We start from the raw sequence: 16,896 nt of genomic DNA on the forward strand, positions 1-16,896 counted from the left end.
ATCCCCCTCACATCCCCCGCACCCGCGCCTCGCCCCTTTTCCCCAGCATCAACTCGCTCAGCGCCCACACCAGCGCATCGGCGCGATCCGGCGATCGCCCCGGCCCGACATAGCCACCTCCCGCGATCAGCCCGCACATCTGGTCCTCCAGCGCGGGGAAAGCCCCGCGGTGCATCACCCGCCCCGCTTCATAGAGCGCCGCCACCGGCTCGGCCCGCGCCACCTTGCCCCGGCTCGCATGGACCAGCTTCACCGGCATCGCCGCCTCCGCCGCGCGCAGCACGCTTTCCACCATCGCCCCGCCATTATTGGCCTCGGCCACCACGCGATCCGCGTCATGGACCAAAGCCGCCGTCGCGACCGCCCGCGCCCAGCCTTCGGGCGACTGGCCCGCAACGCTCGCATCGGCGATCACATAGGCGCGCCCGTCGCCGCCGACCCCCGCCACCACGATGCCGCAGGCGTCCCCGCCCGCCGACGCCGGCGGATCGACCGCCACCACCACCCGGCCCAGCGCGCCCGGCACATGCGCCACCCGGCACCGCTCGATCAGGTCGCGGCTCCACAAAGCGCCCTCCACCTCCTCGATCAGTTCGCCGTCCAGTTCCTGCCGCCCCAGCCGCGTGCCCCCATAGCTCGCCGCCATGGCGTCGACGAAGCCGTCCGCCAGATGCGCCGCATTCTCCGCCGTCCGCCCCCGCGTCACGATCACATCGTCGCTCCCATCGTCTTTGGCCTGCGCCACCAGCGCCCGCACCAGCGGCACCGGCCGCGGCGTCGTCGTCGCCAGCACCTGCGGCCTTGTCCCCAGCCGCAATCCCATCATCAGATTATGCCAGGCCGCCTCGCCGCCCGCCCATTTCGCGATCTCGTCGGCCCAGCCATGGCTGAACTGCGGCCCGCGCAGCCCCTCCGGCTCGGCCGCGCCGAACAACGTCGCCACCGCGCCATTGGGCCAGGTCAGCTTGCGCAGCGCGGGGGCATAGGCCGGCCGGTTCCACCAGGGCGCGATCGCCAGCAGGCCCGACGCCCCTTCCACCATCACGCTGCGCGCCTCGCCCAGCGTCGCGCCGACCAGCGCGATCCGCGCCTGCGGATCACCCTCGGCAATCCCTCGCACCCATTCCGCCCCGGCCCGCGTCTTGCCGAACCCGCGCCCCGCCATCATCAGCCAGATGCGCCAGTCGCCCGGCGGCGGCAATTGCCCCGGCCGGGCCAGATATTCCCACTCATGCGCCAGCAACGCCGCCGACGCCGCATCCAGCCGCCGCAATATCGCCGCCCTGGACCGCCCATCGTCCCTCGCCAGAAAAACCTGATCCGAAACCGCCATCGCGCTCCCCTGCAATATCCGCCGCGCCAGGACATGAAAAAGGCCGCCCGAAAGCGGCCTTCCAAAGATATTTTCGTGAACCCGATTATTTCCGCGGCGCCATCCCGCCGAAGGTCACCAGGCTTTCCGCCCCATCCTTCGCCACCGCCGCCACGCCGATGAAATGATCGTCCACCACGATATCCTTCAGCACCGTCTCGGTCGTTCCCGTCACGACGCGGCTGTCGGTCCAGTCCTGCGCATCGGCCCGCCGCCAATAGACCTTATACCCCGCCGCCCCCGGCACCGCGTCCCAATATACCCGCGTATCCATCGACAGCGCCCCGTCCAGCGACACGCTCGCCGGCGCGGCCGGTGCATCCGCCAGTTGCCGCAACGCCGCGACGTTCAAGGCCGTCACCTTCGCCAGATAGGGAAAGTCCATTCCCTCGACCGTATCGCCATAGACGCGACCATTTTCCGTCCGCAGATCCTGATGCTGCCGGTCGTAATTCTCGATCCCCACCGAAAAGCGCACCGCGGGAAAGCCCAGGTCCAGGAAGGGCGAATGATCCCCGCCCCGCCCAAAGCGATCGAAGCGCCGCACCGCGAACACATCCAGCCCAATCTGCGGATTGGCCTCCGCGATCCCGTCGATCTTTTTCGCCAGCGCCCGCGACGGCCCGTCATCCTCGCCGCCGATGGCCCGCCGCGTCGCGCTCGCCTTGGCGTCGTCGCCCGCCCGGATACCCTCTGAAAAGACCCGCACCCGGTCGGCCACGACATGTCCGTTCTGACCGATCGTATTGCCGACGATATCGTTGTTCAGCATCGCCCGCACCTGCCAGCCGCGCGCCTTGGCCGTCGCCGCCAGCAGCTTGCCGCCCCACAGCCCCTGCTCCTCGCCCGAGAGCAGCGCATAGACGATCGTCCCGTCGAACTTTTCGCCTGCCAGAACCCGCGCCGCCTCGATCACCAGCGCCGTGCCCGATGCATTGTCGTTCGCGCCCGGCGCATCGCTGGTTACGTTCATGACATCGGTCACGCGGCTGTCGATATGCCCGGCGACGATCACGACCTGGGTCGGATCGCCCGTCCCCTTCTGGATCGCCAGCACATCGACCACTTCCACCCCATCGGGCGCCCGCGGCCCGGTAAAGCGATCCGCCACCGTCTCCACCGTCAAACAACCGCCGCAGCCCTTGGCGATCTTCGCAAATTCCGCCGCGCCCCACCGCCGCGCCGCGCCGATCCCGCGCCTGGCGTCGGTCGCCGACGACAGCGTATGCCGCGTGCCGAAGCCGACCAATGTCTCCACCGTCGCCTTCATCCGCGCCGGATCGGGCGTCCGGCTCGGCGGAATGGTCTCGGCCCCGGCCGATAGGGGAAACAGCGCGACGGCGGCGGCGGTCAAAAACATCATCTTTGTCATGCGCTCTGGTCTACCGCCTGTTGCACGCCTGTAAAGCGCCCCGCGAAATTCTCGCAGCCGCACAATAAACATCACTATAGATCAAATATTTATCCCCTTGACGACAGACCCCGCGCGATTGCACCTGTGCATCCTCAGTTCGGGGGCGAACTGAGTCTTTTACGTGGGGGTTTTACACATGAAGTTCGTTGCCAGCGCCCTTGTGGGCGTGATCGCCTGCGCCTGCGCGCCATCCGTCTTTGCTCAGGTCACGACCGCGCCTGCCGCGCCGGTCGCCACCATCGTCGCTGCGCCCGGCGGCAACGTCCTGCGCGCCGGTATGCAGATCCCGCTCAAAATGTCCGAAGCCCTGACGACCGAGGGCAAGAAGCTGCGCATCGGCCAGCGCGTCCAGCTCGAAGTCGCCGAAACCATAACGCTGAACGGCCAGACCGTGATCCCGGCCGGCAGCCCGGTCACCGGCGAAATCACCGACGTCCGCGACAAGGGCATGTGGGGCAAGTCCGGCCGCATCAACGGCCGCATCCTCTACGTCCGCGCCAATGGCAACCAGATCCGCCTGACCGGCAGCTTCGATGACAAGGGGACGACCGGCACCGCCGGCGTCGTCGCCGCCATCGCCTTCGTACCGATCGCAGGCTTCATCACCACCGGCACCAGCGCCCGCATCCCGCTCGGCGCGCCCGTCACCGCCTTCCTCGATGAAGATGTCAGCGTCGCCTTCGCCGCCGCCGTCGCGCCCGCGCCGGTCGCCGCGCCCGCTGCTGTTCCGGTCGCAACGCCCGCCGTCGCCCCGGCCGCGGCAACCCCGGCAGCGACCAAGACCTCGCTGGTCGACCCGTCGCTCGAAATCAAGACGAACTGAGCCAACAAAAAACCCTCTCCCCTTCGGGGGAGAGGGCTGCGAAGACTTGGTAGCCTGCTGCCTGGTCGAAGCCGGGAGAGGGGGAGCGGCACATCGGATCGCTCCACCCCCCACCCGAAAATTCCAACTCAATGCGTCCGGCTCGTCACCTTGGCGGTGCCGTCGCTCAATATCTGGATCAGATGCGCGCTGCCATTGTCGCACTGCGCCTTCCATCCGCGCACGCCAGGACTGATCTCGGCGCGCTCCGACGCGGTCACGCTGGGGCAGGCCGCCCCGCTCGCCCGGATCGCCTTCTCGAACACGCCGTTGCGCAGCCCGTCGTCCAGCTTCGATACCTGCGCCGTCGCGCCGGTTTCCGGTTCTTGGCGGTTGTCGGCGACCACCCGGTCGCTGCTGCCATCACCGCAAGCGGCCAGCGCACAGCACAGGCCAACCATTATCAACCGCCGCATCGCCATTCCGTCCTCCGCCGCATAATCCGCCATCCCTCTGCGCCCGCGCGTCCGGCAAATCAATCCATGCAAAAAGGCTCCCCCTGCACGCAGGAAGAGCCTTTGCGTCATTCACCGCGGCACGGGGACGATCACTTCTCGCCATTATCCTTCACGCCCACGGTCGGAACGTCGATCGTTTCCTTCTTGGTGCCGACCACGACAGCCTTGGAATCGACGTCGACCTTGGGCAGGTCGCCCCCCTTCACGCTGACTTCGGGCATATTGCCGCCGCTCACATCGGCTTTCCAGAATCCGGTGGCGAACAGCACGCCGACCACGGCCAGGGCCAGAATCAGGACGATCGCGATCGTGCGACCGCCGCTGCTTTTCTTCACGACGACGCGATCGTCATAGGGATCGTTGCGCACTTCAACCATGTCACTCTCCTGCACATTATGTGCGTCACCGAACGGACCCCGGCAATATTTTGTTCCGGATGAGAAACACTCGCAACACGCGCCACAGCCGGGCCGCACCATCCAATCCAGCAGCAGAAAAGGTGGAAGCCCGGCAGTGGGGACGGTTAGGCCGGGCTCCATCTCCCATAACGGCCCCACCCGCATGGCGTTGATTAGACATTGGTCGAACGCGGCCCCTTATCCCGCCTCCGGCCGCCGCCCATCACGCCTCCACCACCGCCCGCCGTCGCCGGATCGCGCCCAGCACATCCTTCACCCGCGCGATCGCGTCGGGGCTGTCGGGCCGCCCCGCCTCACCCGGCCCGGCGCCCGCGCGGCGCTTCTCCATCCGGTCGCGGTGCAGCGTCAAAAGCCGCAGCGCCACCGTCAGGTTGCGCGTACGCTTGATCTTGCGCCCCTTCACCGCGCCTTCGCCATCCAGCGTCAACTCCTCGACCTCGCTCCCGAACAGCACTTCGCGCATCAGCAGCGCCTCGATCTCGGCATAGCCCACGTCCAGCGCCTCGTCCCAGGCGCGGGCGAAACCCGCGTCGCCCTGCCGCCGGCGATAGGCGCTCGCCCGGCACAGGCCCGCCGCCCGCGCCGCCTCGCTGGCATTGCAGGTCTCTGCCAGCGTTTCCAGGAACAGCCGCTCCTTCGCTTTGGTCCAGCCATCCTTGCGCGCCTTGCCCTTCTGCGCCCGCACAGCCCCGCCAACGCGCTGGCGCCGCGCCACCAGCCTCGCCTGCGTGCCCGTCTGCTCCCCCATGCCCGCTCCCCCCGTCGCCCACGCCACGCAAAAGGGGCCGACCCTTTCGGACCAGCCCCTTCACCAAAGCCGCCTTGGCGACTCACATTTTTCCACTGTCCCAATCCCTGCCAGATCAGCGTGACGATGTCAACAGAAATGTTCCATATAGGTTATTTTTCTATTATGGGCTGAACCATCGGCGCTTCCAGCGCCAGCGCCTCCGCCACGCTCGGCCGCGCCTTCACCCGATCCAGCCACGCCGCCGCCCTGGGCCAGCGATCCGCGCTCAGGCCGTCCGATACATAGCCGACGTTGATGATCGGGCACGCCGCAGCCAGGTCCGCCAGGGTGAAGCGATCCGCCACCAGCCAGCCGCTTTCGGGCAGCACGCCCTCCAGATAATCATAGATGGCCGGCATCTCCCCGGCCTCGGCCTGGTCCGCCGCAGCCAGGTCCGGTTCGCGCTTCAGCCGTTTCGCGACCGCGCGGTTGAAGAAGATCTTCTGCCCGATCGGCTGCACCACCGTATCGCCGAACTCCTCATACCAGATGGTTCTGGCCCGCGCCTTCGGTTCAGCCGGGATCATCTCCTCGCCGGGGCGCAAGGCATCCATATAGGTGATGATCGCGGTCGAATCGCACAGCAGGAAATCGCCATCCTCCAGCGCCGGTATCTTGCCGAAGGGCGATCCCTTCAGATACGCATCCGCCCCCCGGCCGAACCCGGCCGCCTGCACCTCGACCGCGATCCCCTTTTCCGCGGCGAAGACAATGACTTTGCGCACAAAGGGCGATGGCCGCGCGCCATGGATAATCATATCGTCTCTCCTCCTGTCATCGGGTCGGTGGCCGCATCCTGCCAATCCAGTAGCGATATGCAACTATTTTATGCGGGCAAAGCAACCGGCTCCAGATAGGGCGCCACGACGCCCATCACCCGCGCGACCGTCTCCGCCTTCTCGCCCACCGGCGCGACATAGTCGATCACCGCGCGCGCCGCCGCCTCGCCCCCGCACGCCATTCCCACGCCTCGCGCGATCGCCCAGGCGCTCAGATATTGGGCCGCCATGCATCCGCCCGCGGTCGCGACCGATCCATGCGCCACGAACGGCGCATCGATCACCCGCACCCCGGCCGCGATCACCCAGGGCTTGCTGGTTACGTCGGTGCAGGCGGGCAGGTCGCCGATCAGCCCCAGCTTCGCCAGGATCAGCGCGCCCGAACATTGCGCGCCGATGATCTGCCGACGGGGGTCCAGCGCGATCCGCGCCATCAGCGCCTCATCGGCCGCCATGTCGAGCGTCCTCACCCCGCTGCCGACCAGCACGATATCGGCCTCGCCCGCAAATTCCAGCGGCTGCTGCACATCGACCCGCACGCCGTTCATCGACGTCAGCGTCTCGCCCGGCCCGCACATCTCCGCGCGCCAGCCCGGCACCCGGTTGAGCAACGCCAGCGCCACGAAACTGTCCAGTTCGTTGAACCCGTCAAAGGTCAAAATCGCAACCCGCATTGCCGCCTCCATCATTCGTCCCGCCATCGGAACCCCGTCTCTAGGAGCGGACGAACATGGCCGCGCGATCCGCTCGCGCGCAATTGGCTACTATCAGAATTGCGGCCCGGCGACCCCCGGTGCAAGCCTCTTCGGCTCAGGCGTGGATCCAGACCCGGCGTCATAGCCAGATCCGGCCCCTGACCCGGCGCTGGCCCCAGGCCCGGCTCCGGCCGGCACCATCGTCCGGGTATAGTCGATCCGTATCCGCACCCAGCTACCCACCATCTGCTTGCCGTTGACCCGCGGCGGCATCACCAGGAATTGCCAGGCCGCCAGCCGCACCGCCTTGGCGAAGCCCGATCCCAGCGGGGACTCGCCCAGCGTCTGGCAATTTTCGACATGATAATGATCGACCGTCTTGCACGCGACCAGGCCATAGCCCTGCGCCGGCGCGTTGGACGGCAGGTAGGTCGACAGTTCCGCATGGGTCGGCCGCCGATACCATTCCGCCTCGAACAACTGCACCCCGCCCGGCCCTTCGCCCGGCCCGGCCACCGCCGCACTATCGCCCTTGCCCTGCCCTGCCCCCTGCGCGCCCTTGGGCATGTTGCCGATATCGGCCGACGCCATCTGCTCGCGGTTCAGCGTCAGGAAGGGGAAGGGCGACGGCGGCTGCTGGGCCGGCTTCTCAACCGGGATCGGCGGGCGGACGACCGGGTCGGCCTGTTTCTGCGGCGCGGCCTTGGTCTGCTCCCGCTTCTCCGCCTTCTCGGCCTTGGCCTGCTGCTGATCGGTCTTCTGCCCCGTCTCCACGTCGAACGTCACCGGCAACCGGTCGTCGACTCGCGGCGGCTCCATCTTCGGCGACAGGGTGAACAGCGCGAGCAGCAGCAGCAGGTTCAGCACCAGCGCGAACGCCATGCCGCCCGCGCGCTGCCGCACCTTGTCCCACGAAATCGCAGGAACCCGGAAAATGGAAGTCAATGTCAAACGCGCCGACCAAACAGGACTCTATGGGTAAGTCCATGCCCAGACGGCACCGGACAGTCAACGCCGTAAGCCGGCAGGCCGGAGGCGCAGGCCAACCCGTAGGCCGGCAGGCCGCGCTATGCGTCCATCAACACACATCCTCTTCGCGCACCACCGGCCGGCTTTCCCGCGTCGCGCGCATCCGGCTCGTCTTGTCGTCCTCGTCGCTGGTCAGCACGACATGATCGTCATGCACTTCCAGCAACACGCCGGCGAAGGGAAAACCGTCCAGGCTCCCCGTCACCCGGTAACTGACCGGATCGCCGACCTTGAAGGTCGCGGGATCGGTGTTGAAGGTAAAGGGACAACCGCCCTCGCCCATGCCCTGCATATCGTCTCTCCTTTACCACCATATTATGCGTCCGCGCCGTCCGATCAAGCTGCCCAAAGCCTCTGCACAAGCGATCACCGCCTCGCTAAAGCCCCCGCCATGGACATCCGCTTCGCCACCCCCGCCGACCTTCCCCTGCTCCACCCCGTGATCGAGCGCGCCTATCGCGGCGACGCCGCCCGCGCCGGCTGGACCTTCGAATCCGACCTGCTCAGCGGCCCGCGCACCAGCCTCGATACACTTCGCACGATCCTCGCCAGTCCTGCCGAACGGCTGGTGGTCGCGCTGGATGCGGGGGAAATGCCGATCGGCTGCGTCCAGATCACCGATAAAGGCGACGGCATCGCCTATCTCGGCCTGCTCTGCATCGATCCGGCGCGCCAGGCCGGCGGCCTTGGCCGTCGCCTCATCGCCGCGGCGGAGGATCATGCCGCCCGCCTCTTCGCCACTCGCCTCATGGAAATGACCGTGATCGACAGCCGCACCGAACTGATCGCCTGGTACGAACGCCGTGGCTACGCTCCGACTGGCGAGACGTGCCCCTTTCCGATTCCGCTCGATCCGCCGCTCGCGATGACGGTGCTGGCGAAAGCGCTGGCGACCCGAAACGAACTCGGCTAGGTCCGCGATCGATGCTTACCAGGCTCTACCAATGGACGCTGGCCAAGGCCGCGCACCGCCACGCCGAACGCTGGCTTTTCGCCATCAGCTTCATGGAATCGAGCTTCTTCCCGATCCCGCCCCATCCGCTGCTCGGCCTGATGTGCCTGGCACGCCCGGAAAAGGCGATCCGCTTCGGGTTCATCTGCACCCTGGCCTCGGTGCTGGGCGGCCTGCTGGGCTACGCCATCGGCCATTTCCTCTATGAAGCCGTCGGCCAGCAAATCCTCTCCGCGCTCGGCCTCACCGCCAAATTCCCGGTCGCGGCCTGCTATCTGCGCGATTACGGCGCGGAAATCATTCTCATCAAGGGCGCGACGCCCATCCCGTTCAAGCTCATCACCATCACGGCGGGCTTCGTCGGGTTGTCGCTGTTCACCTTCCTCTGGGCCAGCATCGTCAGCCGCGCCTTCCAGTTCATGCTGGTCGGCTTCCTGTTCTGGAAATTCGGCCGCCCGATCAAAGCCTTTATCGAGAAATATCTGGCCCTTCTTTCCGCGCTCTTCCTGGTGCTGATCGTCGGCGGGTTCATCGCCGCCTCGATGCTGACCGGCGGCGGCAAGAAGGACGACAGGTGCAGCCACGCCACCATGGCGACGATCGGCCGATAACGCCCATGCGCGCCCCATTCGCTGCGCTCATCGCCGCCTTCTCGGCCCGGCCGAAACTGGCCGCGCTGCTGGCGGGCCTCCTCTCCGCCACCGGCTTCGCCCCGCTCGACCTCTGGCCCGTCACCCTTGCCTGCCTCGCAGCGCTCATCATCCTGATCGAGCGCGCGCCCGACCGCCGCGCCGCCTTCACCCGCGGCTGGCTGTTCGGCGTCGGCCATTTCACCCTGGGCCTCAACTGGATCGCCCACGCCTTCACTTTCCAGGATTCGATGCCGCACTGGTTCGGCTATGGCGCGGTGGTCCTGCTGTCGCTCTACCTCGCCGTCTATCCCGGCCTCGCGACTCTGGGCGCATGGTGGCTCAATCACAAACTCCCCTCCCGCAAGCATTGGGGGGAGGCACGTGACTCCGGCCAAGGGCAACGAGATTTGGCGGCTCAGCCGCCTAGTCGCGGCGAGGTGCGCACAAGCGCGACCTTCACCATCCTCCTCGCCGCCACCTGGCTCGCCACCGAATATCTCCGCGCGACCCTCTTCACGGGCTTCGCCTGGAACCCGCTCGGCGCCACGCTCCTGCCCACCGGCATCGCCATCACCGCCACCCTGATCGGCACCTATGGCCTGGGCGCGCTGACGATCCTCGCCGCCGCCGCCCTGCGCCTCGCCCTCCGCCGCCAGTTCCGCCCGGCCGCCACGATCGCCGCGCCCCTTGCCGCCCTGGCGCTCTGGGGCCTCCTCTCGCCCGCTCCGGCCACGCCCCCAGGCGCGCCCCGCATCCGCGTGGTCCAGCCCAATATCGGCCAGGACGAAAAATATTCGCCGCAACTGGAAGAAGCGCATTTCCGCACCCTCGCGGCCCTGTCCGGCACGCCGCGCCCGGCCCCGCGGCTGATCTTCTGGCCCGAAGCCGCCATCCCCGCCTATCTCGACATGGAACCCGACTGGCGCGCGCGCCTCGCCGGGCTGCTCGGCCCCGGCGACCTGCTGATGACCGGCGCGACCAAGGTCTATTTCAAGCCCGACCCGGACAGCCCGATGGGCGAATCCAAACTGGCCGGCGCCAATAACAGCCTGTTCATCGTCACCCCCGATGCGCGGCTGCTCGGCCGCTATGACAAGGCCCATCTGGTGCCCTATGGCGAATATCTGCCGATGCGGTCGCTGCTCCAGCCCCTCGGTCTCTCCCGCCTCGTCCCCGGCGACGCCGATTTCTGGCCCGGCCCCGGCCCGCAAAGCCTGCCCCTGCCCGCCACGCTCGGCCGTCCGGAACTGAAAATGGGAGTCCAGATTTGCTACGAGATCATTTTCTCGGGCCATGTCATCGACGCCGCCAACCGCCCGGCCTTTCTCTTCAACCCCTCCAACGACGCCTGGTTCGGCAGTTGGGGGCCGGTCCAGCATTTGGCGCAAGCCCGCCTGCGCGCGATCGAGGAAGGCATCCCCATCATCCGCTCCACCCCGACCGGCGTCTCGGCGATCATCGATGCGCGCGGCCATGTCGTCCACGCGCTCGGCCTCAACCGCGCCGGTTTCCTCGACTCCGGCCTGCCTCCCGCGCTATCCCCCCCGCTCTTCGCGCGGCTCGGCAACTGGGCGCCCGGCCTGCTGATGCTCATCCTGCTCGGCGCGGCCATTGCCATCCGCCGAGGCAAAAGCTAATAGCGACATAAAGTTTTCTTTATGTCCTTTCGTCCGCCCATGTCTTACGGGAGTCCCATGCGTAACCAATTCCTCTTCACGTCGGAATCCGTTTCCGAAGGCCATCCCGACAAGGTCGCGGACCAGATTTCCGACTCGATCGTCGATCTGTTCCTGTCGAAAGACCCCGAAGCCCGCATCGCGTGCGAGACCCTGACCACGACCCAGTTGGTCGTTCTGGCCGGCGAAATCCGCTGCAAGGGCGTCTATGAAAATGGCGCCTGGGCGCCCGGCGCGCAGGAAGAGATCGAAGCCACCGTCCGCGAAACGGTCAAGCGCATCGGCTACGAGCAGGACGGCTTCCACTGGCAGACCTTCCGCTTCGAAAACAACCTGCACGGCCAGTCCGCGCACATCGCGCAGGGCGTCGATGAAAGCGGCAACAAGGATGAAGGCGCCGGCGATCAGGGCATCATGTTCGGCTATGCGTCGGACGAAACCCCCGACCTCATGCCCGCCACCCTCTATTACAGCCACAAGATCCTGGAACGCATGGCCGCCGACCGCCATGGCAAGGTCGTGCCTTTCCTGGAACCCGACGCCAAGAGCCAGGTGACGCTCGAATATATCGATGAAAAGCCGGTTCGCGCCACCGCGCTGGTCGTCTCGACCCAGCATGCCGCCGGCATGGACAATGACGACAGCCGCGCCGAACTGCGCGCCTATGTCAAGGGCGTCATGGCCGACATCCTGCCCGAAGGCTGGCTGCCGGGCGATGAAGCCATCTACGTCAACCCGACCGGCCTGTTCGAAATCGGCGGCCCCGACGGCGACGCCGGCCTCACCGGTCGCAAGATCATCGTCGACACCTATGGCGGCGCATCGCCCCATGGCGGCGGCGCGTTCAGCGGCAAAGACCCGACCAAGGTCGACCGCTCGGCCGCCTACATCACCCGCTATCTGGCGAAGAACATCGTCGCCGCGGGCCTCGCCCGTCGCTGCACGATCCAGCTCAGCTACGCCATCGGCGTTGCCGAGCCGCTCTCGCTCTATGTCGACCTGCACGGCACCGGCACCGTCGAGGCTTCGGCGATCGAAGCCGTCCTGCCGACGCTGGTGCGCCTGACGCCCAAGGGCATCCGCACCCATCTGGGCCTCAACAAGCCGATCTACCAGAAGACCGCCGCCTACGGCCATTTCGGCCGCACCCCCGACGGCGACTATTTCCCCTGGGAAAAGACCGATCTGGTCGACGACCTCAAGGCCGCGCTGGCCTGACCTGTTTAGCCCCTCCCCTTTAAGGGAGGGGTAGGGGGTGCGGGCTGTCGTCCACGCGCACTATTGGAGCCACACTCCCACCCCGCAGCGACCAGGTCCGACTTCGCCGAACCAAGTCTCGCTGCCCCTCCCCTGAAGGAGAGGGGGTGTATCTTCCCAAATATCATCCAATCCCAAAAGGGCGTCGAAGCACCATGCTTCGGCGCCCTTTCCGCCTCCTCGCCACCTGTCCATAAGATGACGAAAAGTTCACTAGGAAAGCGGTTCCTCCCGGCCCATACCGCCCTTGTCGGGTTCGCCACCCCTGTCGGACCCGGCACCTCTCCCCAAAGAGGCTTTCAATGACAAAGATGGTTGCCACAGCCCTCCTCGGCCTCGCTCTGATCGCCGGCAATGTTGCTCCTGCATCTGCCGCCCCCTGCAAGGACGCGAAGGGCAAGTTCGTCAAATGCGCCCCCAAACCGCCCGTGAAAAAGGCCGTCTGCAAGGATGCCAAGGGCCGTTTCATCAAGTGCAAATGACCTGACGAACGAAGGCGGCGGGCGGCTTTGAGCCATGTCCCGCCGAAACCGGCGACGCCCCTCCTCAGCGTTTGCCGCCAACTGCTTGTTATTCTGTCCCTTCCCGCTACCCTGCCTGCACAGAAGGGGTTCGGGAGGGGACAGGTTCATGCGTATCACATCATTGGCTCTGGCGGTCGCGCTGGACGAATGGGTGGTAAAGCTGCGCATGACCTCACCGTCTATGATGCGTCCCAGCTCGACACCGCCATGGACCGGATGATGCAGCAGATCGGCTGGCCCAAGGCTTTCCCGCCCGTTCCCCCAGCAACCCCGCTTGCCCTCCCCATCCCGTCCCGCTATCGGCGCGTCCCATGACAGCGCATAAATCCGGCGATCCCACGACCCTCAACCGCCTATATGGCCGCCAGTCCGGGCACAAGCTGCGCCAGGGGCAGCAGGAACTGGTCGACACCCTGCTCCCCGCCATCTCGGTGCCGGAAGACGGCGAAATCACCGCCGCGGGCCTGTTTGGCTATGACCGGCCGCTCCATTTCGAGATCGGCTTCGGCGGCGGCGAACATATGGCCCATCGCGCCGACATGCTGCCCGACCATGGCTTCATCGGCGCCGAACCCTTCCTCAACGGCGTCGTCACCGCGCTCGGCCATGTCCGCGACCAGGCGCTGGGCAATGTCCGCCTCCACATGGGCGATGCGCTCCAGGTGCTGAGCCGCATCCCCGACGGCGCGCTCAGCTTCGTCTATCTGCTCCATCCCGATCCCTGGCCCAAGGCGCGCCATGCCAAGCGGCGGATGATGAACCCAGGCCCGGTCGCGATGATCGCGAAGAAGCTCAAGCCCGGCGGCGAGTTTCGCTTCGGCACCGATCATCCGGTCTATCTGCGCTGGGCGCTCATGGTGATGAACGGCCATCCCGACTTCGAATGGCTCGCCAGCGAGCCCAGGGATTTCCAGACCCGTCCCGGTGGCTGGCCCGAAACCCGCTACGAGGCGAAGGCCCGGCGTATCGGCCATGAGGTCTGGTACTTCCGCTATCGGCGCAGGTAGATCGCACGACAGCGTCGAGGAGACAGCTCTCCTGCGGCCTGGCCGATCCACGCCCGCCGTCCTTCAGCGATGATTTCCGCTACCGCGATTATTCGGCAAGCAACAGAGCCTCCGCCTGATCCGCCAAGGCTGGATTGGCGAGATTCGCCAGATAATCGGAACGTGCGCGCGCCATCTGCGCTGTTGTTTCGGGATGGGTGGATACCCAGAATGCGCCGGACGCGATACCGTCCAGAATGGCCTCGCCCGCTTCCATCGGCGTCAACCCGCTCTGGGAGATCATGGCGTGCATCATCTCGCGCTGACGCTCGATGAAGCCGGACTGGCGATCCGTCGGCGCATCCTCGAAAATGCGCGTCGCCACCTGGGCAGGCAACACCGCCGAAACATGGATCGGCGCTTTCTTGAGTTGCATTTCGAGATAGAGGCATTCGGTGAAGCTCAACACGGCATGTTTGCTCATCATATAGGGCGCCTGGGTGGGCATCATGCCCAGGGCGCCTATGGACGCAACGTTCGCAATATAGCCGGGCTTGCCGCTTTCCAGCATATGCCGCGCAAAAATGCGGCAGCCATGGACAACGCCCCGCACGTTGATCGACAGCAGCCTATCCCAGGTATCGCCTGAAATCTCCCAGCTGAACCCGATGGTTTCGATTCCGGCATTGTTCACCAGCAGTCCGACTTCGCCATATCGGCCATAGGCGGCGTCGGCGAGGCGTTCGAGCGCGGCGACATCGCCAACGTCGGTCGCGACCGGCAACGCCGATCCGCCGGCGGCTTCGATTCCCACAGCCAGCCGCGCGATCCGATCCTCGACCACGTCGGCAAGCACGACATTCATGCCGATCGCCGCAGCGACACGCGCCAACCCTTCGCCAATTCCGCTGCCTGCACCTGTGATGACAGCCGTCCTGCCCTTGAAAATCTCTGCCTTGTTCATGGCCCCCTCCCTTTCGCGCCGATCATTTGTCGGTTTTGTCGATCGCCGGATGCGACCAGTGCGGAGGCTCCCGGCGGGGCAATGTGTCCATGCCATCCAGGCTGCGCACCGGAATGTTCTGATGCCAGGGAAAATGCATGCTGAAACCGATCAGGCCACTGCGTTCCGCTGCCGGCAGATAGCTCATGGCCAACACGGTTTCCGCAAGATATGCGACGTCTTCCGTCGGGAAGTCTTCCGGTATCATAGCCGCCAGCCAGGAACGTCTTTTCGGCTGCTTGCGCGCCTGCGCCCTCATCCTCGATGCCGACATAATAGCCGGTGCGCCCATAGAAATAGGCGACGGGGACCATCGCCTCTCCGGCCTGCATCACCGATTGCAGGCGCGCAATATAGGTAGCGAGCGGCTTGACGGCCGGCCAAATGGGATTGGTTTCGTCGAACATGGTGGAAAAACCGCCTGCAAAGGGACTCGGCTGGAACGCATGCCAGCCGGGCCAATCGCTGGCATGGAAGCGATAGTTCATGCCGTGCAGGATCATGGAATTCACTCCGCCCGCAATCAGCAGGTCCACGCGGCGACGCATTTCGTCCGGCGTCACCTCATAGGCGCGGTCCTTCCAGACCAGGCTTTCCGCCGACACCAGCGGCCGGCCGTAGAGATGCGCGGCCGACCGCGCGAAGCGCATGAACAACGGATCGCCGTCATGCACCAGATCCTCGGTTTCGGGAATGTCCGCTAGGCCATAGCCTTTGATGATGTCGAATGCCCCGCCATGCGCCTGAAACTTGGCCTTGATCCCATGTGCATGATTCCATGCGACGAATGGCTCGATGAACCCGGCGATCATCATATCGGACACGGTCAGCCGATAATCGGAGCGCACCCGCTCGGCCAGTTCATCGCCGGCACTGTTGAAATAGGGCGGAGACCAATGTTCGTCCCACGCCTGCATCCAGCCGGGCTGCACGACGAAGGGCAGATAGGGCGTCAGATCATAGCCTCGCCGCTTGCGGAACTCGCCCAGAAATTGCGGGCCCCATTGGATGTCCTGCATCAATTCGAGGCTGTCGACGAAGGTCGAGCGGATGCCGACTGGATTCTCGCCCAATGGATCGCCGACGCGCGCGGCATGGGCGGCAAAGGCGGTGGGGTCCATATGATCGAGGATAAGCTGCGGCCCACGACCAGCCGCTCCCAGAACGCCGACATCGGACGCATATTGTTTGAACAGGAAGACCTGCCACACGCCCGGTGGCGGGGTCCAGTCCAGCGTCCCGTCTTCGCGCAGCCTGTCGGTCAATACGATGCGGCTTGACGCATCGAGCGCACCCGGCGTCTCAACATCTTTCCATGGCGAAATGGTGAAGCCCATCGGCCCTGCCGCGGCGCCATTGAGCGTGGGTGCGGCGCCCTTCATGGCAACGACCGCAACGATGCGGGCGCGGGCGTCCAGCCGCTTGCCCCAATCGGCAAATTCCGGCGCCTTCACACGGGCATCCAGAAAGTTGAGCGCGCCCAGCCGGCGGGTGCGCTTGGGTATCTCGACCGGGATTGGGCCTGCCGTGCCGCCCTGTACCTCGGTCCGCGCCATGGCGAGTTCAGTAAAGGCCTTTTCCGGCGGAATCGCGACGCCACCGCCCGACGGCCAGGACGAACCAAGCGTGTAATCGAGGCTGAGGCCCAATGCCTTGGCCGCTTCCCCAGCCGCGCGGACATGCACGAAGAAGGACGGCTCGGCATAATCGTTGACGACCGCCTTCTCCTCCGGCGTCAGCGTCACGAAATTGGGCGACATCGCCTGAATTTCACCGCCCGCAAAGCCATTGTCCGCCATCAGCTTCACTTCGCGGCGCAATTCTTCTTCGCTCACCGCGGCACCCGGCCACCACCAGCGTAAACGGGGCTTGGCTTCCGCGGGCGGGTGAGCAAAACCCTCCTCCAGGGAGCCTGCCATGGCCGGGAGCGATGCCAGCATGGCCGATGCCGTCAATAGGCTGGCCACCAATCTGCGTGTCATCGTCATGGCTTCACAGGCCCTTCTCTTTAAAAGGTGACGGGACACAGCGCTTCCTGGCTGCCGCCC

The 16,896-nt window shown here is 66.0% G+C and carries 19 protein-coding genes; 8 read left to right on the forward strand and 11 right to left on the reverse strand.

Annotation, left to right across the window (positions count from 1 at the left end):
- Positions 1 to 7: 7 nt before the first annotated feature.
- Complete coding sequence (locus tag K9B33_RS19160) at positions 8 to 1,333, reverse strand: DNA-packaging protein (protein ID WP_224550668.1); 1,326 nt, start codon at positions 1,331 to 1,333, stop codon at positions 8 to 10.
- An 85-nt stretch (positions 1,334 to 1,418) separates the two neighbouring features.
- Positions 1,419 to 2,744, reverse strand: coding sequence for a M28 family peptidase (locus K9B33_RS19165; RefSeq protein ID WP_224550669.1), 1,326 nt, complete (start codon positions 2,742 to 2,744; stop codon positions 1,419 to 1,421).
- A 178-nt stretch (positions 2,745 to 2,922) separates the two neighbouring features.
- On the opposite strand from K9B33_RS19165, the gene K9B33_RS19170 reads away from it, so the two are divergent.
- Complete coding sequence (locus K9B33_RS19170; protein ID WP_224550670.1) at positions 2,923 to 3,609, forward strand: hypothetical protein; 687 nt, start codon at positions 2,923 to 2,925, stop codon at positions 3,607 to 3,609.
- A gap of 128 nt (positions 3,610 to 3,737) precedes the next feature.
- Here K9B33_RS19170 and K9B33_RS19175 read toward each other — a convergent pair whose 3' ends face one another.
- The 7 genes from K9B33_RS19175 to K9B33_RS19205 form a co-directional block, all read right to left on the reverse strand.
- The gene (locus tag K9B33_RS19175) at positions 3,738 to 4,064 is read right to left on the reverse strand and encodes a hypothetical protein (RefSeq protein WP_224550749.1); all 327 of its coding nucleotides are present in this window, start codon (positions 4,062 to 4,064) and stop codon (positions 3,738 to 3,740) included.
- A gap of 131 nt (positions 4,065 to 4,195) precedes the next feature.
- Positions 4,196 to 4,483: a hypothetical protein gene (locus K9B33_RS19180; protein ID WP_224550671.1), complete on the reverse strand. Its 288-nt coding sequence runs from the start codon at positions 4,481 to 4,483 to the stop codon at positions 4,196 to 4,198.
- A gap of 244 nt (positions 4,484 to 4,727) precedes the next feature.
- The gene (locus K9B33_RS19185) at positions 4,728 to 5,273 is read right to left on the reverse strand and encodes a hypothetical protein (protein WP_224550672.1); all 546 of its coding nucleotides are present in this window, start codon (positions 5,271 to 5,273) and stop codon (positions 4,728 to 4,730) included.
- 152 nt (positions 5,274 to 5,425) lie between these two features.
- Positions 5,426 to 6,073: a glutathione S-transferase family protein gene (locus K9B33_RS19190; RefSeq protein WP_224550673.1), complete on the reverse strand. Its 648-nt coding sequence runs from the start codon at positions 6,071 to 6,073 to the stop codon at positions 5,426 to 5,428.
- 68 nt (positions 6,074 to 6,141) lie between these two features.
- A complete protein-coding gene (locus K9B33_RS19195) occupies positions 6,142 to 6,768 on the reverse strand; it encodes a DJ-1/PfpI family protein (RefSeq protein WP_224550674.1) in 627 nt (208 codons plus the stop codon).
- 93 nt (positions 6,769 to 6,861) lie between these two features.
- Positions 6,862 to 7,671: a hypothetical protein gene (locus K9B33_RS19200; RefSeq protein ID WP_224550751.1), complete on the reverse strand. Its 810-nt coding sequence runs from the start codon at positions 7,669 to 7,671 to the stop codon at positions 6,862 to 6,864.
- A 196-nt stretch (positions 7,672 to 7,867) separates the two neighbouring features.
- A complete protein-coding gene (locus tag K9B33_RS19205; RefSeq protein WP_088181863.1) occupies positions 7,868 to 8,110 on the reverse strand; it encodes a hypothetical protein in 243 nt (80 codons plus the stop codon).
- 99 nt (positions 8,111 to 8,209) lie between these two features.
- On the opposite strand from K9B33_RS19205, the gene K9B33_RS19210 reads away from it, so the two are divergent.
- From K9B33_RS19210 to trmB, 7 genes are all read left to right on the forward strand, one after another.
- Entirely contained in the window at positions 8,210 to 8,731 is a 522-nt protein-coding gene (locus tag K9B33_RS19210) for a GNAT family N-acetyltransferase (RefSeq protein WP_224550675.1), read from the forward strand.
- Positions 8,732 to 8,742: 11 nt separating this feature from the next.
- Positions 8,743 to 9,381, forward strand: coding sequence for a YqaA family protein (locus tag K9B33_RS19215; protein WP_224550677.1), 639 nt, complete (start codon positions 8,743 to 8,745; stop codon positions 9,379 to 9,381).
- A 5-nt stretch (positions 9,382 to 9,386) separates the two neighbouring features.
- Positions 9,387 to 11,039, forward strand: coding sequence for an apolipoprotein N-acyltransferase (gene lnt, locus K9B33_RS19220; protein ID WP_224550679.1), 1,653 nt, complete (start codon positions 9,387 to 9,389; stop codon positions 11,037 to 11,039).
- 57 nt (positions 11,040 to 11,096) lie between these two features.
- Complete coding sequence (metK, locus tag K9B33_RS19225; RefSeq protein ID WP_224550680.1) at positions 11,097 to 12,296, forward strand: methionine adenosyltransferase; 1,200 nt, start codon at positions 11,097 to 11,099, stop codon at positions 12,294 to 12,296.
- A 341-nt stretch (positions 12,297 to 12,637) separates the two neighbouring features.
- Positions 12,638 to 12,817 (forward strand): hypothetical protein, encoded by a 180-nt coding sequence (locus K9B33_RS19230; RefSeq protein ID WP_224550681.1) that lies wholly within the window; start codon positions 12,638 to 12,640, stop codon positions 12,815 to 12,817.
- Between the two features lie 189 nt (positions 12,818 to 13,006).
- Positions 13,007 to 13,174: a hypothetical protein gene (locus K9B33_RS19235; protein ID WP_224550682.1), complete on the forward strand. Its 168-nt coding sequence runs from the start codon at positions 13,007 to 13,009 to the stop codon at positions 13,172 to 13,174.
- Complete coding sequence (trmB, locus tag K9B33_RS19240; protein ID WP_224550683.1) at positions 13,171 to 13,866, forward strand: tRNA (guanine(46)-N(7))-methyltransferase TrmB; 696 nt, start codon at positions 13,171 to 13,173, stop codon at positions 13,864 to 13,866. Before K9B33_RS19235 ends, trmB begins: the two co-directional genes overlap by 4 nt.
- Positions 13,867 to 13,954: 88 nt before the next feature.
- Here trmB and K9B33_RS19245 read toward each other — a convergent pair whose 3' ends face one another.
- Both K9B33_RS19245 and K9B33_RS19250 read right to left on the reverse strand, forming a co-directional pair.
- Entirely contained in the window at positions 13,955 to 14,809 is an 855-nt protein-coding gene (locus K9B33_RS19245; RefSeq protein WP_224550684.1) for an SDR family NAD(P)-dependent oxidoreductase, read from the reverse strand.
- On the reverse strand, positions 14,806 to 16,767 hold the full coding sequence (locus K9B33_RS19250) for a glycosyl hydrolase (protein WP_224550685.1): 1,962 nt from the start codon (positions 16,765 to 16,767) through the stop codon (positions 14,806 to 14,808). Before K9B33_RS19250 ends, K9B33_RS19245 begins: the two co-directional genes overlap by 4 nt.
- Positions 16,768 to 16,896: the final 129 nt, after the last annotated feature.

Source organism: Sphingobium sp. 3R8 (assembly GCF_020166615.1).
In the GTDB taxonomy this organism is placed as follows: domain Bacteria; phylum Pseudomonadota; class Alphaproteobacteria; order Sphingomonadales; family Sphingomonadaceae; genus Sphingobium; species Sphingobium bisphenolicum.